Source organism: Devosia sp. Z6_126, from assembly GCF_058133495.1.
Genome location: NZ_JBYUNO010000004.1, coordinates 142511 through 163867, shown reverse-complemented (window position 1 = coordinate 163867; position 21357 = coordinate 142511). Strand labels below are relative to the sequence as shown.

Sequence of the window (21357 nt, the reverse complement as noted above, 5' to 3'; positions counted from 1 at the left end):
GGCAAACGGCTCCTGCGCGAAGCGCGTGTTGTTCCCGCCGGCGGGGCAGCGGTCAACCCCATCACCCAAATTCATCGAAGTCATTCCGCATTATCGCTTTGCGACATAGGACCGCAGGCGTAGACAGGATTGTCTTTCTTGGATTCCTGCCATGCCCAGCAGCCTTCGCCCCGCCGTACCTCTGCTTGCGCTGATCATCTGCGGCTGCCTCATCGCGGCGATCGGCAACGGCGTTCGCACCAGCTTTGGGCTGTTTACGCTGCCCATCTCCACCGATCTGGGCCTCACCCGCGAAGGCTATGGCATGGCCATGGCGATCCAGAACCTGGCCTGGGGCGTCGCCCAGCCCTTTGCGGGCGCCTGGGCCGACCGCTACGGCACCGGCCGCACCCTCGCCGGCGGCGCCGCCATCTACGCCTTGGGCGTGATCCTCATGGCCTTCTCTCCCACGGCCAGTCTGCTCACCATCACCGGCGGCGTTATCACCGGCGTCGGCATTGCCGTATCATCCTTCAGCGTCGTCATGGTCGCCTTCGGCCGTTCCGTCCCGCAGGAAAAGCGCACCCTGATCTTCGGCGTCGCCACTGCCGCCTCGTCCTTCGGCCAGTTCATCTTTGCCCCAATCAGCCAGGGCTTCATCAACAGCTTTGGCTGGCACACTGCCCTCATCTATCTCGGCACGATGCTCGTGCTCATCATCCCCTTGAGCTACGCCCTGCGCGGTCGCACCGAGAACCCCGTCGGCCATGCCGACCTGCGCTTCATGGACGCTCTGGCGCGCGCCTGGGGACATGGCTCATACCGCCTTCTCGTCATCGGCTTCTTTGTCTGCGGCTTTCATCTGGCGTTCATCAACGTTCATATGCCCGCCTATTTGGTGCAATGCGGCCTCTCTCCCGAGGTCGGCAGCTGGACCATTGCCGTGATCGGGCTGTTCAATATCGTCGGCTCGCTCCTCTCCGGCTATCTCGGCAGTCGCCTCCCCAAGCAGATGCTGCTCGCCAGCATCTACTTCCTGCGGGCAGTGGCTATCGCCGTGTTTCTGCTGGTCCCGGTCTCGGAATGGACCGCCTATGCCTTTGCCGCGACCATGGGCGTGCTCTGGCTCTCCACCGTTCCACTCACGGCTGGCCTCGTGACCCTGTTCTTTGGTGCCCGCTACATGGGCATGCTCTACGGCGTCGCCTTTTTCAGCCACCAGGTCGGCTCTTTCGTGGGCGTCTGGTTGGGCGGCTATGTCTATGACGTGACCGGCTCCTATAGTCTGGTCTGGTATCTGGGCATAGTTCTCGGCCTGGCCTCGGCCGCCATCCACCTTCCCATCAACGAAAAAGTCGACGTAAAATTCGCCCCGCAACCCGCCTGACCTTGACCTAAAAGGCGCTTCCACCATCGCCTTTTAACGATATAGCCGGTTGCCAAATTAGGCTTCCGGGTTCATGGTCCGGCACATCGTGTCGCGTCCGGCGGCAGCCTCGAGATCCAGAACATGTCCAAACATTTGACCCGGGTGCTTTCCCGTCCGGAATTTATTGCCCTGATGGCAGCGATGATGTCGCTCAATGCCCTCGCTATCGATGTCATGCTTCCCGCCCTGCCCTATATGGGCGAGGCCCTTGGCATCAGCAGCGAAAACGAGCGCCAGTTCGTCGTCTCCGTCTACATGTTCGGCTTCGGTGCCGCGCAGCTGGCTTTCGGCCCGCTGTCTGATCGATTCGGCCGTCGCGCGCCGCTCCTGCTCGGCATTATCCTTTATATCGTCGCGGTCGTCGCCGCGGCCTTCTCGCCCAATTTCGCCACCCTGCTGATTCTGCGCTTCGTACAGGGAATCGGCGCCGCCGGCACTCGGGTCATCACCACCTCCCTGGTGCGCGACCTTTATTCCGGCCGCGCCATGGCCGAGGTCATGTCGCTGACCTTCATGGTCTTCATGGCCATCCCGGTGATTGCGCCCGGCATCGGGCAGATCCTGCTCCTGACCGGCCCCTGGCAGACCATCTTCATCTTCATGGGCGTGCTGGCCACGATCTTCGGCATTTGGGGCTATTTCCGCCTGCCCGAAACCCTGCCGCTCGACAAGCGCCGCCCGCTGACCTTCGGCTCGGTGGTGGATGGCTTCCGCATCGTGTTCACCAACCGCGTGGCGTTCTCCTATGGCCTTGCCGGCATGTTCCTGTTTGCGGCGCTGTTTGGCTTCATCAGCTCCTCCCAGCAGATCTATGTCGACATCTATGGCCTGGGCGTCTACTTCCCCGTCGCCTTTGCCGCTATTGCGGGCCTGATGGCCGTGTCGTCCTTCACCAATTCCAAGATCGTGCGCCGCTTCGGCATGCGCCGGCTCTCTCACGGCGCGGTGCTGGTCTACACCCTGGTGAGCGGCGTCTGGGTTGTCCTCGCGGTCACTGGCAACCTGCCGCTCTGGCTGTTCCTGAGCTGCCTGGCCGTTATCATGTTCTGCTTTGGCTGGGCCGCCTCCAACATGAACTCGCTGTCCATGGAGCCGCTCGGCGCCGTCGCCGGTACCGCTTCCTCGGTCTTTGGCTTCATCCAGACCGTGGGTGGCGTGATCATCGGCGGCTATATCGGCCAGCACTTCGATGGCACCGTGGTGCCGGTGGCCGTCGGCTACTTCATCATGGGCTGCCTCGCCATCGCCTGCATCCTCGTGGCCGAACGCGGCAAGCTGTTCCGCACCGAGAACGGCCCCATTGCGGCCGATCTCTCCGCCGCCCACTAGGCCCCGCTGCTGCGGCTCAGAACGTGAAAACGTTACGCCGCAGCTGCTCCCAGCTTTCCTTGTCGATGGCGGCCAGCAGACCGCCCTCGATATGGTGCGGACGATAGGCCGAGCCATCCATCCGCGCCACATAGCCACCGGCCTCCTGCGCCATAAGCGCGCCCCCTAGGTGGTCCCAGGGCATCAGCTTGTTGTAGCTCACGAACTGCGAATGCCCCGACACAAAGGTGCGGTATTCGTGCCCCGCCACGCGGTAATGCGACACGAGCCGCACCTTGGCGAAGTTCTGCAAGATCTCGACCTTCTTGCCCGGCGGCACAAAGGCAATGGAAGCGGTGCCCACCATCTCGGGCAACGGCAAGGGTGGGGCAACATGCAGGCGTCTGCCGGTGCCATCGGGCCGGCGCAGCCAGGTGCCGCCGCCCTGTTCCGCCAGCATCCAGTCATCCCCCATCGGGTCGTAGATGATCCCGGCAACCGTTTCGCCGCCCACGACCACCGCCGCCATCACGGCAAACAGCGGCAAGCCAGCTGCGTAGTTGGCGGTCCCATCAATCGGGTCAACAACCACAGCCAGCTCCGCATCGGCGAGCGCCCTGAGCAGTTGCGGGTCGGCGGCCACCGATTCTTCGCCGACAAACAGCGCCGATGGCATTTTCCGGCTGATCTCGGCCTTGATGAATTGCTCGGCAGCCAGATCGGCCGCGGTCACCAGGTCGATGGCCTCGGTTTTAACCTGAATGTCGATATCCTCAAGCCGCCGGAACCGGGGGAGGATCTCAGCCTTGGCCGCTGCGCGCAGCACGCCGGCAAGCCACTCGATATCGATGTTCACGATTAGCTTCTCCGTTCGGCCAGGCCGGCAAAGTCAAACAACCGCGGATCGAGCATATGACTGGGATTAATGTTGCCTAGCGCACGGATCATCACGTCCTTGCGCCCCGGCATGCGTTTTTCGATATCGGCAAGCATGGCCTTCATCGCATTGCGCTCCAGCCCATCCTGCGACCCACAAAGGTCACAGGGAATGATGGGAAACTGCATCTGCTCGGCAAAGCGCGCTAAGTCGTCCTCGGCGCAATAAATCAGCGGCCGCAGCACTTCCACATTGCCGTCATCGTTCAACAGGCGCGGCGGCATGGCGGCGAGCTTGCCACCATGGAACAGGTTCATGAAAAACGTTTCGAGACTATCGTCCCGGTGGTGCCCCAGCACCAGCGCCGAACAGCCCTCCTCGCGCGCAATGCGATAAAGATTGCCGCGTCGCAGCCGCGAACAAAGCGAACAATAGGTCGCACCGGCCGGCAGCTTGTCGGTGACGATCGAATAGGTGTCCTTGTATTCGATCCGGTGCTCGATCCCGAGCCCACTGAGAAACTCGGGCAGGATGTGCTTGGGAAAATTGGGCTGCCCCTGGTCGAGATTGCACGCCAGCAGCTCCACCGGCAGCAGCCCGCGCCATTTCAGATCCAGCAGCAAAGCCAGCAAGCCATAGCTGTCCTTCCCCCCTGACAGCGCCACCAGCCACCGCTCGCCCGGTCGGACCATGGCAAACTTCTCGAGCGCCTCGCGCGTATTGCGGATCAGCCGCTTGCGCAGCTTGTTGAACTCCACGCTGCGCGGGGCATCGGCATAGATGGGATGCGCGCCGCTTTCCGCCGCATCTGTCTCGGGCGTGGCAAGATCGTCCATCACCGCACTCATGGCGTTAACTCTCGTTGAACAACGTGTCCTGCTGATAGCCCTATGGAACACGGAGGGGAAGGAAAACCGAACTTCGCTATCCTTACCAAAGCTTAATTTCGCTTTCTTGCATTCGCCCAAACTCGGCGGCTAGATGCGGCGATATTCTCGGCACCAAGGAGTCGCGCGGTGTTTCGGTCCTTTTTCCCCGTTCCAAAAATCTTCTTCAGTTCAGCGGCCTTATGGCTGCTGGCATCAGTGCTGTTGTGGTTCTCCATCGGGGAACCATTGCGCGCCGTGATCAGCATTGACCGGTTCACCCATCCAGTGATGGCGGCCACCGTCTCCGATCAGCCCACCACAGCCGACCAGCCGGTGCCTGATCCTGCCGCGGGAGCCGAGCAAACCAATCCTAATGCTCCCGCTTCCACCGAGAGCGAAGCTCCGGTCACTCCTAATCCAGCGGCAGCTGCCGCCGAAGGTGCCAGCCTCAATTTCCTGACGGCCGAGCGGGTATGGCTCTACCAATACGTTGTTATGGTGGCGCTGGTTTTCTGCGTCTTCTGGTACTTCTACAAGCGCAATGAGTGGTACTGGTGGTCGGTGGTTTCTTCCGCTGTCATCCTGCTGGTCATCTACTTCCAGGTGCAGGTGCAGGCCTTCGTCAATGAATGGTCGGGCTCGTTCTTCAACACCATCCAATTGGCACTGACGCAGCCGGGATCAGTAACACCCGATCAGCTTTACGGACTGACCTGGACCATCATCCTCGTCACCATCCCCAATGTGCTCGTCGCCGTCGCCCTGGCCTTCTACACGTCCCACTACGTGTTCCGCTGGCGCAAGGCCATGAACTTCTACTACATGACTTACTGGCCCGAGATCCGGCACACCGAAGGGGCGGCACAGCGCGTTCAGGAAGATACAATGCGCTTCGCCTCGATCATGGAAGATCTGGGCACCGCGTTCTTCGACTCACTGATCACGCTAGTCGTCTTTCTGCCCCTGCTCTGGAGCCTTTCTGCCAATATCAGCGAGCTGCCGATCTTTGGCGCCGCGCCAGGTGGCCTAGTCTGGGTGGCTCTGCTGGGTGCTGCAGCGGGCACGGCGCTGCTGGCGCTCGTCGGAATAAAGTTGCCGGGCCTCAACTTCGCCAACCAGCGTGTCGAAGCGGCCTACCGCAAAGAGCTGGTCTTCGGCGAAGACCATGCTGATCGTGCCCAACCCCCGACGATCCGTCACCTCTTCGCCGATGTGCAGAGGAACTACTTCCGCCTGTATTTTCACTACACCTACTTCAACCTTGCCAGGTACGGCTACACCAACATGGTCGGCTATGTGCCGCTCCTCGTCATGGCGCCCTCCATCCTTGCCGGCACACTCACCATGGGCCTCTACCAGCAGATACAGATCGCCTTCGGACAGGTTTTCAGCTCCTTCCAGTTCTTCGCGCGCGCCTGGACGGTAATTGTGGAGCTACAATCGGTCGTCATGCGCCTGCGCAAGTTCGAAAGCTACATCCCCCAGGATCAGGAACCGATAAAGGTCAGCCTCAGCGGCGCTTCCGCCTAGCAACCGCCTCGCTGGACGCAATGAAGGGCCGCTCATGGAGCGGCCCTTCTTCTTTGGTATGAGTTCCGATCACCACATCAGGACGCGCCGCTCTGTCCGGTGACCATCCCCATCACGCCCCCCGCAGCCCACAAACAAAAAAGGGCCGCTCCGAAGAGCGGCCCTTTTACATTCCAAACTCTGGTTCGCTTAGCGCGAGTAGAATTCCACCACCAGATTTGGCTCCATCTGCACCGGATAGGGCACATCCGAGAGGGCCGGCACGCGAACATAGGTCGCGGTCATCTTGTTGTGGTCGACTTCCACATAGTCGGGCACATCACGCTCAGCCAGCTGGATGGCTTCGAGCAGAACGGTGAGCTGCTTGGAGCGCTCGCGCACTTCGATCTTGTCGCCAACCTTGACCTGGTAGGACGGGATGTTGACGCGCTTGCCATTGACCATCACATGGCCATGGTTGACGAACTGGCGGGCAGCAAACGGGGTTGCCACGAACTTGGCACGATAGACGATCGCGTCCAGGCGCGACTCGAGCAGGCCGATCAGGTTCTCGCCGGTGTCGCCCTTGACGCGGGCAGCTTCGTTGTAGAGCTTCTTGAACGACTTCTCGGTAATCGAGGCATAGTAGCCCTTCAGCTTCTGCTTGGCGCGCAGCTGCAGACCATAATCGCTCAGCTTGCCCTTGCGGCGCTGGCCGTGCTGGCCGGGGCCATAGGCACGAGCATTAAGCGGGCTCGACGGACGACCCCAGATATTTTCGCCAAGACGGCGGTCAATCTTGTGCTTGGCAGAAATGCGCTTCGACATCGCGTATCCTTTCATGAAACGTCGAAATGGATCGCGCCCTCCTCTGCCTGCCGGTGAACCGACAGGCTGACAGACCTCTGATGAAAGAAGATCCCGGGTGCGCCTAGGGCCCGAAGGCCGCAATAGGTGGCCGGTTGATAAAAGGGGCCAGCGGCAAAGTCAAGCCGGCCGGCCTCTAAGGGGTCGACAGCGGCTCGGCCACGCCATCCCTGACCATCTTGCGGTCAAGTGTATCCTGCTTGCGCAGCCCGGGAAACACCCGGCTCCAGATCGCCGCGACCGCCATGGCGCCCACGCCACCCACCACCACCGCGCCAACCGGCCCAATGAAATGGGCGACTGTTCCGGCTCGAAATTCGCCAAGCTCGTTGGACGCACCGATGAACACCGAATTGACCGCATTGACGCGTCCGCGCACCTCTTCAGGCGTCCAGAGCTGCATGATGGTCTCGCGGATGGTTACGCTCACCATATCCGAGGCGCCCACCAGCATCAGTGCTCCAATCGACAGCCACACATTGCTCGACAGCCCGAACACCGTCGTGAACAAACCAAACAGCGCCACGAACACGAACAGCATCTTGCCGGCATGATGCCGGATGGGGAAGCGCGTCAGCGTCAACGCCATCAACAGCGCGCCAACGCCGGGCGACGCCCGCAAAATGCCGAACTCCACCGGCCCACCATGCAGTATCTCTTCAGTGAAGGCCGGCAGCAAGGCCACTGCCCCGCCCATCAGCACGGCGAACATGTCGAGCGAAATGGCGCCCAGTACCACCTTGTTGCTCAGGATATAACGGAATCCGCCAAAGATCGTCTCAAGGCTGGTCGCCTGCTGCGATTGGCGCTGCTGCGGCTTGGGGATCAGCAGCACACAACCGCTGGCTACCAGCAACAGCACGCCCGCGGTGCCAAACGCAACGACCGGGCTCAGGGCATACAGCACACCACCAATCGAGGGTCCCATGATCGCCGCAAACTGCCAGGCCGATGCATTGACCGTAATCGCATTGCTCAGTGCTTCAGGGGGCACCAGGTTTGGCGCCAGCGACTGGGCTGCCGGGCTCCAGAAGGCGCGGGCGGTGCCCAGCACCACTAGGATGGCAAAGATCGGCCAAACCTCATGCTCCTGCGCATTCACCAGCATGAGAAAACCGATCGCGCAACCCAGCTCCACTGCCAGGCACACTGCCATGATCATCCGGCGGTTGAACCGGTCCGCCGCTAGGCCCGTCACCAGCATCAACACCAGAGCCGGCATAAACAAGCAAAGGCCCACCAGCCCGAGCAGGAAATAATCGCCGGTGATCGCAAAGATCTGCCAGGCGATGGATACAGACATGATCTGGACGGCAAAGCTGACCAGCAGCGTGGTCAGCCAAAAGAAGCGGAAGCCGGTGTAACTGAAAGCGAGGCGGGATTTATCATGCGGTGCGGGCGTGCTCATCATTTGCCCATGGCATGCCGGTAAACGCTCGTCAAAGCCTCAAACACACCCGAACTCAGACCGACCGCCGATTTTCTAGCCTTTGTCACTTTCGCGCGGCTGCCGGTTTGGATTGGGGCGCTGATGGCGCCGGTCAATCGAAGAAATTACGCCGCGCAAAGTGCGGATTTCCTGGCTGGTGAACTTGCCGCGCTCGAGCATCGTGCGCAAATTGTTGACCACTGTGGGCCGCTTGTCCGGTGCGGTAAAGAATCCCGATTGGTCGAGCGTCGCTTCCAAATGCCCGAACAAGCCAACCAGTTCTTCGCGCGGCGCAACCTGCGCCAGATTATCATCGAATGGCAGCGTGGTTCCGGCGGCGCTGTGGCGGCGCCATTCATAGGCCAGCAGCAACACGGCCTGCGCGATGTTGAGCGAAGCAAAGGCAGGCTCCACCGGCAAGGTCACGATGGCATCGGCCAAGGCCACCTCGTCATTGAGCAACCCCCAGCGCTCACGCCCGAACAGAAGGCCGGCACCACGACCACCACCGATATGGCTGGCCATCCGTTGCGCTGCCTCGTCGGGGCCGATCACCGCCTTCTGCAAGTCGCGCGAGCGGGCCGTCGTGGCATAAACCAGGGTAAGGTCGCTGATCGCCGCTTCAAGCGTATCGAACACCCGCACCCGTTCGAGCACATGATCGGCACGGGAAGCGGCGTTCACCGCCTTCTCATTAGGCCAGCCGTCGCGCGGCCGCACCAGCCGCAAGTCCCACAGCCCGAAATTAGCCATGGCCCGAGCGGCCGTGCCAATGTTCTCGCCCAGCTGCGGCTCGCACAGGATAATCGCCGGTGACGGCGCCAGGGTGATGGGAATGGATGAATCGGTGCCGGCCATGATGCCCCTTCTCGCTATCAGCCGCACTTAGCGGAGCGCCGCGGCAAACGCAAACGGCGCCCCGCTGGAGCGCCGTTCTGAATTCGAGATATCCAAGCGCCGTTCAGGCAACGCGATGGCGGATCGGCAGTTCCTTGACCTTGCTGGAGCGGTTCCATTCCCGGTCGAGAATGGCGAAATGCAGTTCTTCGTCCCACTCGCCCTGGAACAGCGCATGCTCGCGGTAATGCGCTTCGAGGCGCAGGCCGAGCTTTTGCATTAGCTTGATGGAATTGTGGTTGCGCCCGTCACACCGGACAAATACCCGGTGGATGTGGAACCGCTCGAAAGCGAGATCGAACATGGCGCCCAGCGCTTCGGCGGCATAGCCCTGTCCCGAATAGCTGGGATTGATGCAGAAGCGAACTTCGCCCTGCCCCGATGTTGCGTCCTGCCAATTCAGCGAAACATGGCCGATGACCTTCTTGTCGCCCTTGCGCACCATGGCCAGGGTCAGCGTGTCTCCAGGCCGCTGCAGGCTCACATGTCCCCGCAGGACGTTGAGCGCATCGGCAACATCGGCCTCATCGCGCGTTCGGCTGAACACATAGCGCTGCATGGATGGAAGGGTATGATAGGCCGCGAGATCCGCAAGGTCGGCGCGCTCGAAGGTCCGCAGCATCAACCGATCTGTTTGCAAGGGCAAAGATGGTGACGACATGATGGCGAACCTCCCGAATAGATACTGACCGATCATGAACGGATCACGTCAGCGGGAAGTTCCAGCACTAGCGCAAGTTAGTTGAAGATGCTGGGACTAGGTCTGGGGCGTGTTCCGGCTCAGCCACTCGCCCTGCAAAATAGCGTAAATGAACTCTTCATCCCACACACCTTTGGTGACGGCGTGCTCGCGGAAATGCGCTTCCCGCCGCATGCCCAGGCGCTCCATGAGATGGAACGATGACGCATTCTCGGCTGCGCAGCGGGCAATCACCCGATGCAGATTTGCCTGCCTGAACGCCAGGTCCAGCATCGCGCCCGCCGCTTCCGTGCCATAGCCCTGCCCGTGATAGTCCGGGTGCAGGATCCAGCCCACTTCCCCTTGTTGGCTGTCGACGCTCCGCCAGATCAGCGAAACTTCGCCGATCAGTTCGCCGGTGCCGGGCAGTTCCACCCCGAGAACGATTTTGTCGCCCTCGTCGATCAGCGTGGTTTGCGCGATCCGCTGCTGCACCGCCAGTGCGCATTCCTCCCGGCTGAGTGCCGAGTCGAACAGAAACCGCGCCACGTCATCGCGCTGCCGATAGGCAAACACGGCATCAACATCGCCGCGTGTAAACGGGCGCAAACGCAGCCGCTTGGTTTCCATCGGATAGGTCGGATAAAGCGCCATGCGTCCTCCTGGCGGAAGCCACTCTTTGTTGCGGTTCGGGAGAATCAAGGCAAGGCCATTGCTCTTGTTCCTCGCCAACCCGCATGGCAGCCTGCCTCCATGAGCAAACAAGACCGAGTGTCGGTGAACGTGAAAGCCAGTTGCGCCTGCGGGGCGCTGACCATGGCCATCACCGGTCCGGTCGGCTCCATGTTCATGTGCGCTTGCCTACATTGCCAGCAGGCGAGCGGCACGGGTCATTCCACCGTGGCCCTCGTGTCCGAGCAACACCTGATCGTCTCCGGGCAAGCCGGCAGTTTCTCGCGGCCAAGTGCGTCGGGCGCAACCTTCACCCGTCACTTCTGTCCCCATTGCGGCACGCCGCTTTATGGCCAGTCCTCCCGCGCTCCATCCGTGCGCCTAGTCGCGGCAGGCTTTTTCGCCGGCGACAACGCTTGGTTTGTGCCCAATCAACTGATCTTCGCCCGCACCCACCTGGGCTGGGACGCGGTTGCCGATCACCTTCCACAGCACGAGACCTACCGCCGTTCGCCCGCCTGAACCCGCCCGCCCTGCCCGCCCTGGGCAAGAGGCCTTGCCGAGCCAGTCTTTGCGCTTTTCCCTTGCAATGCTATAGGGGCGCCAACACGGCTGTGGGCCGACAGGCAGGACACCAAGGGAGAACTCTTCATGAGCAAGATCAAAGTCGCCAATCCCGTCGTCGATCTCGACGGCGATGAGATGACGCGCATCATCTGGCAGGCGATCAAGGACAAGCTCATCCACCCCTATCTCGATCTGCCGATCGAATATTACGATCTCAGCGTCCAAAGCCGCGACGCCACCAACGACCAGATCACGATCGATGCCGCCAAGGCGATCCAGAAGTACGGCGTCGGCATCAAATGCGCCACCATCACCCCCGATGAGCAGCGCGTCGAGGAATTCAAGCTCAAGAAGATGTGGAAGTCGCCCAACGGCACCATCCGCAATATCCTGGGCGGCGTGATCTTCCGCGAGCCGATCATCTGCCAGAACGTGCCGCGCCTCGTCCCCGGCTGGACCCAGCCGATCATCGTCGGCCGCCACGCCTTTGGCGATCAGTACCGCGCCACCGACTTCACCTTCCCGGGCAAGGGCACGCTGACCATCAAGTTCACCGGCGAAGACGGCCAAGTGATCGAGCACGAAGTGTTCCAGTCGCCCGGCGCTGGCGTTGCCATGGCCATGTACAACCTGGACGATTCCATCCGCGACTTCGCTTATTCCAGCTTCAACTACGCGCTTGCCCGCGGTGTGCCGTGCTATCTCTCGACCAAGAACACCATCCTCAAGGCCTATGACGGCCGCTTCAAGGACATCTTCCAGGAAATTTACGAAGCCGAGTTCAAGGAAAAGTTCGAAGCCGCCAAGATCTGGTACGAGCACCGCCTGATCGACGACATGGTCGCCTCGGCACTCAAGTGGTCCGGCGGCTATGTCTGGGCGTGCAAGAACTATGACGGCGATGTGCAGTCCGACATCGTGGCCCAGGGCTTTGGCTCGCTCGGTCTGATGACCTCGGTTCTGGCCACCCCCGATGGCAAGATCGTCGAAGCCGAAGCTGCCCACGGGACGGTGACGCGTCACTACCGCCAGCACCAGCAGGGCAAGGAAACCTCAACCAACTCCACCGCCTCCATCTTTGCCTGGACGCGTGGCCTGGCGCATCGCGCCAAGCTCGATGACAACGAAGCCCTCGCCAAGTTCGCCGCGACCCTCGAAAAGGTCACCGTCGACACCATCGAAGAAGGCAAGATGACCAAGGACCTTTCCCTGCTCGTCGGCCCGGATCAGCCATGGCTGTCGACCATCGGCTTCCTCGATGCCATCGATCAAAACCTGCAGAAGGCCATGGCCTGAGCGGTCTCGAGAGAGTAATGCGAGCGGCGCCCCTGGGCGCCGTTTTGCTTTTGCGCCTTTCGCGCCGGCCTGAATAGCAATGCCCCTTTCTCCGCACGCCAGCCCGGTTGAACTCCAGCTCGATGCCATGCGGCAGGCGCTGCACCTGTCTGCGAGCGGCCAAGCGCCGGAACTGACCTTTTCGGGCCTCATCCAGGTTCTTGGCGTCAACAGCCACACTCTCATCATCTTCGTTTTCAGCTTGCTCAACATGATCCCGGGTGCCCCAGGCTATGGCGGGTTGGTGGCACTGGCCATGTTTGGCTTTGCCATGGCCATGCTGCTGGGCCGCCCCGTGCGCCTGCCGCGTTTTGTGGGTGACCGGCGCGTCCCAGTTAAGCTCCTGCTCAAACTGCTGGCCCGTTTGCTGCGCTATTCGCGCGCACTGGCGCGCATCTCCTTTCCCCGCTTCCGAGCCCTGGTTGGCACAGGAACGGGTCGCCCCTTTGCCCTCATCGTCATGGTGCTGTGCCTGCCCATGGTGGTCCCTATCCCCTTTATGAACGCCATCCCCAATGTCGGGGTCGCGGTAATGTGCCTGTCCCGGTTGAACCGCGACGGTTTGGGCCTCATCATCGGCCTCCTCATCGGGGCAGTCGGCATCCTGGTCGATGCGTGGGTGATCTGGACGGTGATTTCGCTCGGTTTTTCTGCCGGCGGTTTTCTGAGGGGGTAGTGCGGTGGGCGCCTGGTTGTTGGCATTGTGGGCTCCAGCGCTCATGTGGAATGGCCATGCGCGCACCTGCCGCTAGCGCCTGGCGCATGCAGCGTCTCCTGCCACGCCTCCTCCTGGCGCTGGATCGCTTGCCAACGGGCGGCGTCCTTGTCGGAGTGTTGTTCTTTGCCCTTTCCCTCACGCCTTCGCTGCTGCCCCGTCACTTCGTGCTGCAGGGTATTCTGAGCGGCTGCGTCTTTGCTGCCGGCTACGGCATCGGCGTGTTTGGGGAGTGGCTGTGGACCTTCATGGAACTGAGCATCCCGGGTCGCACCCGCGCGCGCCGGATCAAGCTGATCGCCCTTTTGGTCTGCACGCTCACGGCCATTGTTTTTCTGTGGCTATCCACCGGTTGGCAAAACTCCATCCGCGAGGTCATGGGCATGGCCCCCGTTCATTCCACCCAGCCCGTACGCGTTGCCGCGATTGCGGCTCTCCCCGCCGCCCTGCTGATCGGCATCGGCACCGCCATCGTGCGCTTCGTGCGGGCCGTGGCCAATTGGCTGGCGCGCATCCTGCCGCGCCGGGTGGCGCTGGTTGGCGGCATGCTCATCGTCGGCGTCGTGACCAGCCTCTTTGTCAACGGCATCGTGGTACGCGGCGTTCTTTATGCTGCCGATCAGTTCTATGGCGAACTGGATGCCCTCGCGGGCCAATATGAAGAGCCCCCGGCCGATCCCCTGCGTTCGGGCAGCGCCGGCTCCCTCATCGACTGGGACACGATTGGGCTCGACGCCCGGGTTTACGTCCAGTCCGGTCCCACCGCCCCCGATATCCAAGCCCTGATCGGGCGCCCAGCCAAGAGCCCGCTTCGGGTTTATGTTGGGCTCCGTTCGGCCGAAACGGTGGACCAGCGGGCCCAGCTTGCCCTTGCGGAAATGGAGCGGATCGGCGCCTTTGATCGCTCTGTGCTGGTGCTGATCATGCCAGTGGGCACCGGCTGGGTTGACCCCCCCGCCATCGACACGCTCGAAATCCTGCATGCCGGTGACGTCGCGAGCGTGGCCCTGCAATATTCATATCTCACCAGTTGGCTCTCGCTCCTTGCCGAACCTGATGTTGGCACGGCTTCGGCCCAGGCGCTGTTCAACGCGGTTTACGATTACTGGACCGAGTTGCCCCCCGACACCCGGCCCAGGCTTTATCTGCATGGTCTGAGCCTGGGTGCCTATGCGTCACAAGCCTCCGCCACCCTTTACGACGTGCTGGCCGATCCGTTCCAGGGCGCGCTTTGGGCCGGCCCGCCCTTCGCCAGCCCCTCCTGGCGCAATGCCACCGCGAACCGCCAGGCCGGCACTCCGGAATGGCTGCCGCGCTTCAACGACAGCTCCATCATCCGCTTTACCAACCAGAGCAATGCCCTCGACATTCCCGGTGCCAGCTGGGGTCCCATGCGCCTGGTTTACCTGCAATATGCCAGCGACCCCATTGTCTTCTTCGAACCCCAGGTGCTGTATCGTCCGCCCGAATGGCTGACCAGCAATCGGCCGCCCGACGTCTCGCGCCAGCTCACCTGGTACCCAGTCGTCACCTTCCTACAGCTCGCGCTCGACATGGCCCTGGCCCAAACCTCGCCCGTTGGGTTCGGCCATGTTTACGCGCCCCAGCATTATCTTGATGCCTGGCTCGCCATCACCGATCCCCCAAATTGGGACGCTCCAAATCTGCAGCGACTGCGCGACCGGCTCACGCGCTCCGGCGGGGCACAGGATATCGGCCCCGGCTGGTTCCGGGATAAAGCGCCTGTTGTAACATCCGCTGTGCCTTGAGCGACGTAGCCGCCTAACGCAACTTTCCCGCACTCTCATGGCTTTCAGGGGATGCAATTGCCTGGCCCTGCCCCCATATAGGCCTCAAGTTCAGTCCGAGGAGATTTTCCTGATGTTCATCGCCCGCCGCTTCCGGCTAGCCAGCGCGTTTGCCGCACTTGTTGTCGCATTCTCGATGGCCGCTGTGGATACCGCGGACGCGCGCGCCCGTGGCAGCTTTGGCAGCCGCGGCACCCGCACCTTCCAGTCGGCGCCTCCAACCAACACGGCACCCAACACCGTAGCCCCTATCCAGCGCTCCACCACGCCCGCACAGCAGGCACGACCCAACGCTAACGCCCAGAACCCTGCCGCCGCCCAGCAGCGTGGCGGATTCCTGGGCGGCCTTGGTGGCTCCCTGTTCCGTGGCTTGATGCTTGGCGGCTTGCTCGGTTTGCTCTTTGGCGCTGGCTTTGGCGGCATTGGCGGCTTGTTCAGCCTGCTCTTCCAGGTTCTCCTGATTGGCGGCGTCGTCTGGCTGGTAATGCGCCTCGTCCGCGGCGGCGCGCGCCGTCCGGCTATGGCCGGCGGGCCAGACAACACCAACCGCACCGGCTTTGAGAACTTCGGCCGCAATCTTGGCGGCTTGGGTGGCTCGGGTGCCGGCAATGCCACCCGCCCCTCGCGCGCTCGCCCGGCCAATCCGGACGAACTGGGCGTTGGCCAGCGGGACCTCGATAGCTTCGAGCAGATGCTGGGTCAGGTTCAGACTGCTTATGGCGCCGAGGACTATGAAACCCTGCGTCGCCTGACCACGCCCGAAATGATGGGCTACCTGGCCGAACAAATGGCCGCCAACGCCACCCGCGGCCTGCACAACCAGCTTGCCGACATCAAGCTGCTCCAGGGTGACATCGCCGAAAGCTGGCGCGAGGATAACAGCGATTACGCCACCGCTGCCTTGCGCTACAGCCTGCGCGACTGGACCGTGGAACGCGCCACCGATCGGGTCGTCGAGGGCGACCCCGCCGAACCCACCGAGGCCACCGAACTCTGGACTTTTGTCCGCCCGCGGGGCGGCGACTGGAAGCTATCAGCGATCCAGGAAGCTTAAGCGCTCCGCTACAACCACACAAAAAGGCCCGCCTCCAGCTCAGGAGGCGGGCCTTTCCTTTTTTCTCTATCCTTGGTCTAGAGCAGCGCGCGGATAGCGGCCAGTGCGTCTTCGGCCTTGCTGCCATCCGGACCACCGGCCTGCGCCATGTCGGGACGACCGCCGCCGCCCTGCCCGCCCATCGCAGCGGATCCCGCCCGTACCAGATCCACGGCCGAAGCCTTGCCGATCAGATCCTCGGTGATACCGACCGCCAGCCCCGCTTTGCCATCTTCCGCCAACCCGATAATGGCAACCACACCCGATCCCACCTGCTTTTTGGTCTGGTCGACTAGTCCGCGCAGATCCTTGGGCTGCAGGCCATCAACGATGCGGCCGATAAAGGGCGTGCCGTTGATCGCTTCCACCTCACTGCCCCCGGCGGCGCCGCCGCCCATGGCCAGCTTCTGCTTGGCATCGCTGAGCGCCCGATCGGAGCGCTTGAGCTGCTCCTGCAGCGCCGCGATACGCTCAAGCACATCCTGGCTGCCGGCACGCAGCATCCCCGCTGCAGTTTCAACAATGGCAACATGGGTGTTGCCGCGAAGGCGCGCCGCATTGCCGGTCAGCGCCTCGATGCGACGCACGCCGGCCCCCACGGCACTTTCAGCCACCACCGACACGAGCCCGATATCGCCGGTGCGCCTGACATGGGTGCCCCCGCACAGCTCCACCGACCACCCGAGGCTGTTGCCCGTCGGCTCGCCCATCGAGACCACGCGCACTTCGTCGCCGTATTTTTCGCCGAACAGCGCGCGGGCGCCCGAATCCTTGGCTTCCTCAACTCCCATCAGCCGCGTTTCGACCGGCGCGTTTTGCAGGATAATGGCATTGGCCAGGTCCTCGACCTCCGCCAGTTCCAGCGGGCTCATGGCCTTGGTATGCACAAAGTCGAAACGCAGCCGATCCGGCGAAACCAGCGATCCCTTTTGAGCAACATGGTCACCCAGCACGACCCGCAGCGCTTCATGCAGCAGATGGGTGGCGGAGTGATTGGCACGAATGGCCGAACGGCGAGCGTGGTCAACCACGAGTTCGAGGGCCTGCCCCACGCGCAGCGCTCCAGTCTCGACCTTCACCTTGTGCGCGAACACACCATGGTACTTTTGCGTGTCGGTGACCACAACGCTGAGGCCGTCACCACGCATGGAGCCGGCATCGCCAACCTGCCCGCCGCTCTCGCCATAGAACGGGGTTTGGTTGAGTACTACATAACCTTCTTGCCCGGCCTCAAGCCGATCGATCTCGGCCCCGTCGCGCAGCAATGCGGTGACTTCCCCTTCGGCCGTTTCGGTTTCGTAGCCCAGAAACTCCGTGGGCCCAAGCCGATCAGCCAGCCCATACCAGACCGCGTCGGTGGCCGCCTCGCCCGAGCCTGACCAGCTCCGGCGCGCTTCTGCCTTTTGCTGGGCCATAGCGGCATCAAAGCCGGCTTGGTCCACAGCAATGCCGCGCGCCCGCAGCGCATCCTGGGTGAGATCGAGCGGGAACCCATAGGTGTCATAAAGCTTGAACGCGGTGGCGCCGTTCAGCGTATCGCCTTCGGCGAGAGTGCTCGTTTCATCCGAGAGAATCTGCAGGCCCCGTCCAAGGGTCTTAAGGAAGCGCCCCTCCTCCAGCCGCACCGTTTCGCTGATCATGGCCTCCCCGCGCGAAAGCTCGGGATAAGCTTGGCCCATTTCGCGCACCAGCGCTGGAACGAGCTTATGGATCACCGGCTCTTCAGCGCCGAGCAGCGTGGCATGGCGCATTGCGCGCCGCATGATCCGCCGCAGCACATAGCCACGCCCTTCATTGGAGGGCAGCACGCCTTCGGCGATCAGGAACGACATCGAGCGCAGGTGATCGGCGATCACCCGCAGGCTGCGGTTACCCTCGCCCTCGACTTCGGTGCCGATCGCCGAGGCAGCAGCCCCGATCAGCGCCTTGAACAGGTCGATATCGTAATTGTCGTGCACACCCTGCATCACGGCGGCAATACGCTCAAGGCCCATGCCAGTGTCGATTGACGGGCGTGGCAATGGTGTGCGCGAGCCGTCGGCATGCTGCTCGAACTGCATGAACACGAGGTTCCAGATCTCGATCCAGCGATCGCCATCTTCATCCGGCGAGCCGGGAGGGCCGCCCCAGACCTTGTCGCCATGGTCGTAGAAGATCTCCGAGCACGGCCCGCACGGGCCTGTGTCGCCCATCTGCCAAAAGTTGGACTTGGCGCCCAGCCGCACAATCCGGTCCTCGCCGATCCCGGCGATCTTCTTCCATAGCTCCATGGCCTGGTCGTCGTCCTCGTAGACGGTAACCATCAGCAGGTCTTTGGGAAGACCCCAGTCCTTGGTCAGCAAGGTCCAGGCCAGTTCAATGGCGTGGTCCTTGAAGTAATCGCCAAAGGAGAAATTCCCCAGCATCTCGAAAAAGGTGTGGTGGCGGGCGGTAAATCCGACATTGTCCAGATCGTTGTGCTTGCCACCGGCGCGCACGCATTTCTGCGCCGAAGTGGCGGTCGTATAGGGGCGCTTTTCGAGACCGGTAAAGACGTTCTTGAACTGCACCATGCCAGCATTGGTGAACATCAATGTGGGATCATTGCGCGGTACCAATGGGCTCGACGGAACCGCCTCGTGACCATTCCGGGCAAAAAAGTCGATAAAGCTCGAGCGGAGATCGTTTACGCTGGTCATAGAATGGCTTTCATGGCGGATTGGCGCCCGTGGACGCCGCAAGACTTTGGCTGGCTTTCTAGCCCGTGCGGCGCAGCGCTGTCCAGCATCGGTGCGCCCCGCTTACTGCTAGGTATCGGGACGCCGGCTAGAGGGCTCGATGAGCATCGCCAGGCCCGATATAAACGATTCCAGATTGCGTTGGCGGCAGCTCTGTCTCGCCTGCTTGCAGCCGGGCGCCTGCCGTTCAGACTCAAAAGAAAAGGCACCGCTCTCGCGATGCCTTTCTTCACCCTGCATGGGAACTGCTTATTCGTCGCTGTCGGCAGCGTCGTCACCGCCCGATACCAGCAGTACTTCTCCGAGCAGGCCCGAGCTTTCGCGCACGCCCTGCTCGATAGTTGCCGCAGCCGCCGGATTGTCCTTGAGGAACTGGCGCGCATTCTCACGCCCCTGCCCCATGCGCTGGCTGTCATAGGAGAACCAGGCGCCCGACTTTTCCACCACGCCGCTCTTGACCCCAAGATCGAGCAACTCGCCAGTCTTGGAGATACCTTCGCCATACATGATGTCGAATTCAACCTGGCGGAACGGCGGGGCCAGCTTGTTCTTGACCACCTTGACGCGGGTCTGGTTGCCCACGATCTCCTCGCGGTCCTTGATGGCGCCGATCCGGCGAATGTCGAGCCGCACCGAGGCATAGAATTTGAGCGCATTGCCGCCGGTCGTGGTTTCGGGCGAACCATACATCACGCCAATCTTCATGCGGATCTGGTTGATGAAGATCACCAGGCACTTGGATTTGGAAATCGACGAGGTCAGCTTGCGCATGGCCTGGCTCATCAACCGGGCCTGCAGCCCCGGCAGCGAGTCGCCCATTTCGCCTTCAAGCTCGGCCCGCGGCGTCAATGCCGCTACCGAATCAACCACCAGCACATCGATCGCGCCCGAGCGCACCAGCGTGTCGGTGATTTCGAGCGCCTGTTCGCCGGCGTCAGGCTGGGAAATCAGCAGATCATCCACATTGACGCCCAGCTTGCGGGCATAGATCGGATCGAGCGCGTGCTCGGCATCCACAAAAGCGCAAACGCCACCCTTGCGCTGCGCCTCGGCAATCACATGCAGCGCCAACGTGGTCTTGCCTGAGCTTTCCGGCCCGAAGATTTCAACGATGCGGCCCTTGGGCAGGCCACCAATTCCGAGCGCAATATCAAGCCCGAGCGAGCCCGTCGATATTGCCTCAACCTCGATCGAGGCAGCCTCGCCAAGGCGCATGATCGAGCCCTTGCCGAAATTTCGCTCGATTTGGCTCAGCGCCGCGGCGAGAGCCTTGTCCTTGTCCATTGATCCACCTTCAACGATCCGAAGCGGGGTATTTGCCATACGAGTCTCTCCTTATTCCACGCTCCGGGACCGGGCGCAACGCGCTGCTTTCCGGAAGATCAATCCACGAGAAGTGCCCTCTTGTTCTCATTTTGTTCCGCTCCTGTCAAGGCGATTTCTCGCGCCCCTTGCAACAAAAGAACCGCAGTCCCTGGACCGCAGCCCTTCCGTGCCCAGATGGAACTCTGACCGCCACGCGGCGCGCAAAAGAGCTTGCCGGGCCGGCCCGGGTTGCGCTTTATGCACGGGACGACCGCAACGGGCAATCGAGGAGCAAACCCCGTGAATCTCATCCAGTTTTTCGATCAATCGGGCGCCCGCGCCGTGGCCGCAGTAGAGGGTGACGTCGCCCGCCGGGTCAACACCACCACCAGCGTTTATGAGCTCGCCACGACCGCCCTCGCCCAAGGCACGGGTCTTGCGGCGCTCGTGGCCCAGCGTGGGCTTGGAGACGCCGTCAATCGGCACGACATCCTGGCTGAAGGGCGCATGCTCGCGCCGATCGATCATCCCGATCCGGCCCATCTTTATATCACCGGCACAGGGCTGACCCATCTGGGCTCGGCCGCCACGCGCGATGCCATGCACAAGGGCAACGCCGCCAAGCAAGCCGAACAGCTGACCGATTCCATGAAGATGTTCCAGATGGGCCTTGAAGGGGGCAAGCCCGAAGGCGGCGCCCGGGGCGTCCAGCCGGAATGGTTCTACAAGGGCAATGGCACGACCGTGGTCAATCCCGGTCACCCCATTCCATCCCCGTCCTTTGCCCGCGATGCTGGCGAAGAGCCAGAGATCGCCGGCATCTACCTGATCGACGCCAATGGCCAGCCCCGCCGCCTTGGTTTCGCGCTGGCCAATGAGTTTTCCGATCATGTGACGGAACGGGTCAACTATCTCTATCTCGCCCATTCCAAGCTGCGAGCCTGCGCCTTTGGTCCCGAGCTGCGGGTGGGTGATCTACCCGACCATATCGAAGGCATGTCGCGCATTTATCGCGATGGTGCGGTGATCTGGGAAAAGCCGTTCCTGTCGGGCGAGGCCAATATGAGCCACACCATCGCCAATCTGGAATATCACCACTTCAAATATGGCCTGTTCCGCCAGCCTGGCGACGTGCATGTGCATATGTTCGGCACGGCGACGCTCAGCTTTGCGGACAACATCGTCACTCAGCCCAATGACGTATTCGAGATCGAGGAAAGCCAGTTCGGCGCTCCCCTGCGCAATCCCGTCCGGATCGAGGACGAGCATCCGCTGATCATCGGCGATCTCTACTAGGGGGAG

General features: G+C 62.1%; 18 protein-coding genes. 9 read left to right on the top strand and 9 right to left on the bottom strand.

Annotated features, from left to right (window positions below):
* The first annotated feature begins 151 nt into the window (after positions 1-151).
* Positions 152-1366: an MFS transporter gene (locus tag AC3YOG_RS17595; RefSeq protein WP_489936017.1), complete on the top strand. Its 1215-nt coding sequence runs from the start codon at positions 152-154 to the stop codon at positions 1364-1366.
* A gap of 123 nt (positions 1367-1489) precedes the next feature.
* The gene (locus AC3YOG_RS17590; protein ID WP_172123562.1) at positions 1490-2737 is read left to right on the top strand and encodes a multidrug effflux MFS transporter; all 1248 of its coding nucleotides are present in this window, start codon (positions 1490-1492) and stop codon (positions 2735-2737) included.
* A 16-nt stretch (positions 2738-2753) separates the two neighbouring features.
* Here the strand turns inward: AC3YOG_RS17590 and AC3YOG_RS17585 are convergent, their stop codons facing one another.
* Both AC3YOG_RS17585 and ttcA read right to left on the bottom strand, forming a co-directional pair.
* Positions 2754-3572 (bottom strand): inositol monophosphatase family protein, encoded by an 819-nt coding sequence (locus AC3YOG_RS17585; protein WP_489936016.1) that lies wholly within the window; start codon positions 3570-3572, stop codon positions 2754-2756.
* A 2-nt stretch (positions 3573-3574) separates the two neighbouring features.
* Positions 3575-4429, bottom strand: coding sequence for a tRNA 2-thiocytidine(32) synthetase TtcA (ttcA, locus tag AC3YOG_RS17580; protein ID WP_489936015.1), 855 nt, complete (start codon positions 4427-4429; stop codon positions 3575-3577).
* A gap of 180 nt (positions 4430-4609) precedes the next feature.
* Here ttcA and AC3YOG_RS17575 point away from each other — a divergent pair, with 180 nt between their 5' ends.
* On the top strand, positions 4610-5992 hold the full coding sequence (locus AC3YOG_RS17575; RefSeq protein WP_172123563.1) for an SbmA/BacA-like family transporter: 1383 nt from the start codon (positions 4610-4612) through the stop codon (positions 5990-5992).
* Positions 5993-6181: 189 nt separating this feature from the next.
* Here AC3YOG_RS17575 and rpsD read toward each other — a convergent pair whose 3' ends face one another.
* The 5 genes from rpsD to AC3YOG_RS17550 form a co-directional block, all read right to left on the bottom strand.
* Positions 6182-6799 carry a 30S ribosomal protein S4 gene (rpsD, locus tag AC3YOG_RS17570; protein WP_127753433.1) on the bottom strand — a complete coding sequence of 206 codons (618 nt, stop codon included), beginning with the start codon at positions 6797-6799 and terminating at the stop codon, positions 6182-6184.
* A 175-nt stretch (positions 6800-6974) separates the two neighbouring features.
* Positions 6975-8246, bottom strand: coding sequence for an MFS transporter (locus tag AC3YOG_RS17565; protein WP_489936014.1), 1272 nt, complete (start codon positions 8244-8246; stop codon positions 6975-6977).
* A 75-nt stretch (positions 8247-8321) separates the two neighbouring features.
* Positions 8322-9125: an RNA methyltransferase gene (locus tag AC3YOG_RS17560; RefSeq protein ID WP_172123564.1), complete on the bottom strand. Its 804-nt coding sequence runs from the start codon at positions 9123-9125 to the stop codon at positions 8322-8324.
* Between the two features lie 103 nt (positions 9126-9228).
* A complete protein-coding gene (locus AC3YOG_RS17555) occupies positions 9229-9825 on the bottom strand; it encodes a GNAT family N-acetyltransferase (RefSeq protein WP_164854834.1) in 597 nt (198 codons plus the stop codon).
* 96 nt (positions 9826-9921) lie between these two features.
* Positions 9922-10497: a GNAT family N-acetyltransferase gene (locus AC3YOG_RS17550; protein WP_489936013.1), complete on the bottom strand. Its 576-nt coding sequence runs from the start codon at positions 10495-10497 to the stop codon at positions 9922-9924.
* A gap of 99 nt (positions 10498-10596) precedes the next feature.
* On the opposite strand from AC3YOG_RS17550, the gene AC3YOG_RS17545 reads away from it, so the two are divergent.
* From AC3YOG_RS17545 to AC3YOG_RS17525, 5 genes are all read left to right on the top strand, one after another.
* On the top strand, positions 10597-11037 hold the full coding sequence (locus AC3YOG_RS17545) for a GFA family protein (protein ID WP_489936012.1): 441 nt from the start codon (positions 10597-10599) through the stop codon (positions 11035-11037).
* A 129-nt stretch (positions 11038-11166) separates the two neighbouring features.
* On the top strand, positions 11167-12378 hold the full coding sequence (locus AC3YOG_RS17540; protein WP_489936011.1) for an NADP-dependent isocitrate dehydrogenase: 1212 nt from the start codon (positions 11167-11169) through the stop codon (positions 12376-12378).
* A 79-nt stretch (positions 12379-12457) separates the two neighbouring features.
* On the top strand, positions 12458-13093 hold the full coding sequence (locus AC3YOG_RS17535) for an exopolysaccharide biosynthesis protein (protein ID WP_489936010.1): 636 nt from the start codon (positions 12458-12460) through the stop codon (positions 13091-13093).
* A gap of 56 nt (positions 13094-13149) precedes the next feature.
* Positions 13150-14901 carry an alpha/beta hydrolase gene (locus AC3YOG_RS17530; RefSeq protein WP_489936009.1) on the top strand — a complete coding sequence of 584 codons (1752 nt, stop codon included), beginning with the start codon at positions 13150-13152 and terminating at the stop codon, positions 14899-14901.
* A 112-nt stretch (positions 14902-15013) separates the two neighbouring features.
* A complete protein-coding gene (locus AC3YOG_RS17525) occupies positions 15014-15994 on the top strand; it encodes a Tim44 domain-containing protein (RefSeq protein ID WP_489889080.1) in 981 nt (326 codons plus the stop codon).
* Between the two features lie 77 nt (positions 15995-16071).
* Here the strand turns inward: AC3YOG_RS17525 and alaS are convergent, their stop codons facing one another.
* Positions 16072-18711 (bottom strand): alanine--tRNA ligase, encoded by a 2640-nt coding sequence (alaS, locus tag AC3YOG_RS17520; protein WP_489936008.1) that lies wholly within the window; start codon positions 18709-18711, stop codon positions 16072-16074.
* A gap of 288 nt (positions 18712-18999) precedes the next feature.
* The gene (gene recA, locus AC3YOG_RS17515; protein ID WP_127753443.1) at positions 19000-20073 is read right to left on the bottom strand and encodes a recombinase RecA; all 1074 of its coding nucleotides are present in this window, start codon (positions 20071-20073) and stop codon (positions 19000-19002) included.
* 282 nt (positions 20074-20355) lie between these two features.
* On the opposite strand from recA, the gene araD1 reads away from it, so the two are divergent.
* Positions 20356-21351, top strand: coding sequence for an AraD1 family protein (araD1, locus tag AC3YOG_RS17510; protein WP_489936007.1), 996 nt, complete (start codon positions 20356-20358; stop codon positions 21349-21351).
* Positions 21352-21357: the final 6 nt, after the last annotated feature.

Bases quoted from the DNA above. Each gene is read 5' to 3' on its own strand.
- AC3YOG_RS17590 (WP_172123562.1), top strand. From the start codon at position 1,490: ATGTCCAAACATTTGACCCGGGTGCTTTCCCGTCCGGAATTTATTGCC.
- AC3YOG_RS17540 (WP_489936011.1), top strand. From the start codon at position 11,167: ATGAGCAAGATCAAAGTCGCCAATCCCGTCGTCGATCTCGACGGCGAT.
- recA (WP_127753443.1), bottom strand. From the start codon at position 20,073: ATGGCAAATACCCCGCTTCGGATCGTTGAAGGTGGATCAATGGACAAG.
- AC3YOG_RS17560 (WP_172123564.1), bottom strand. From the start codon at position 9,125: ATGGCCGGCACCGATTCATCCATTCCCATCACCCTGGCGCCGTCACCG.
- AC3YOG_RS17545 (WP_489936012.1), top strand. From the start codon at position 10,597: ATGAGCAAACAAGACCGAGTGTCGGTGAACGTGAAAGCCAGTTGCGCC.
- AC3YOG_RS17535 (WP_489936010.1), top strand. From the start codon at position 12,458: ATGCCCCTTTCTCCGCACGCCAGCCCGGTTGAACTCCAGCTCGATGCC.
- AC3YOG_RS17550 (WP_489936013.1), bottom strand. From the start codon at position 10,497: ATGGCGCTTTATCCGACCTATCCGATGGAAACCAAGCGGCTGCGTTTG.
- rpsD (WP_127753433.1), bottom strand. From the start codon at position 6,799: ATGTCGAAGCGCATTTCTGCCAAGCACAAGATTGACCGCCGTCTTGGC.
- alaS (WP_489936008.1), bottom strand. From the start codon at position 18,711: ATGACCAGCGTAAACGATCTCCGCTCGAGCTTTATCGACTTTTTTGCC.
- AC3YOG_RS17530 (WP_489936009.1), top strand. From the start codon at position 13,150: ATGCGCGCACCTGCCGCTAGCGCCTGGCGCATGCAGCGTCTCCTGCCA.
- AC3YOG_RS17565 (WP_489936014.1), bottom strand. From the start codon at position 8,246: ATGAGCACGCCCGCACCGCATGATAAATCCCGCCTCGCTTTCAGTTAC.
- AC3YOG_RS17555 (WP_164854834.1), bottom strand. From the start codon at position 9,825: ATGTCGTCACCATCTTTGCCCTTGCAAACAGATCGGTTGATGCTGCGG.
- AC3YOG_RS17595 (WP_489936017.1), top strand. From the start codon at position 152: ATGCCCAGCAGCCTTCGCCCCGCCGTACCTCTGCTTGCGCTGATCATC.
- ttcA (WP_489936015.1), bottom strand. From the start codon at position 4,429: ATGGACGATCTTGCCACGCCCGAGACAGATGCGGCGGAAAGCGGCGCG.
- AC3YOG_RS17525 (WP_489889080.1), top strand. From the start codon at position 15,014: ATGTTCATCGCCCGCCGCTTCCGGCTAGCCAGCGCGTTTGCCGCACTT.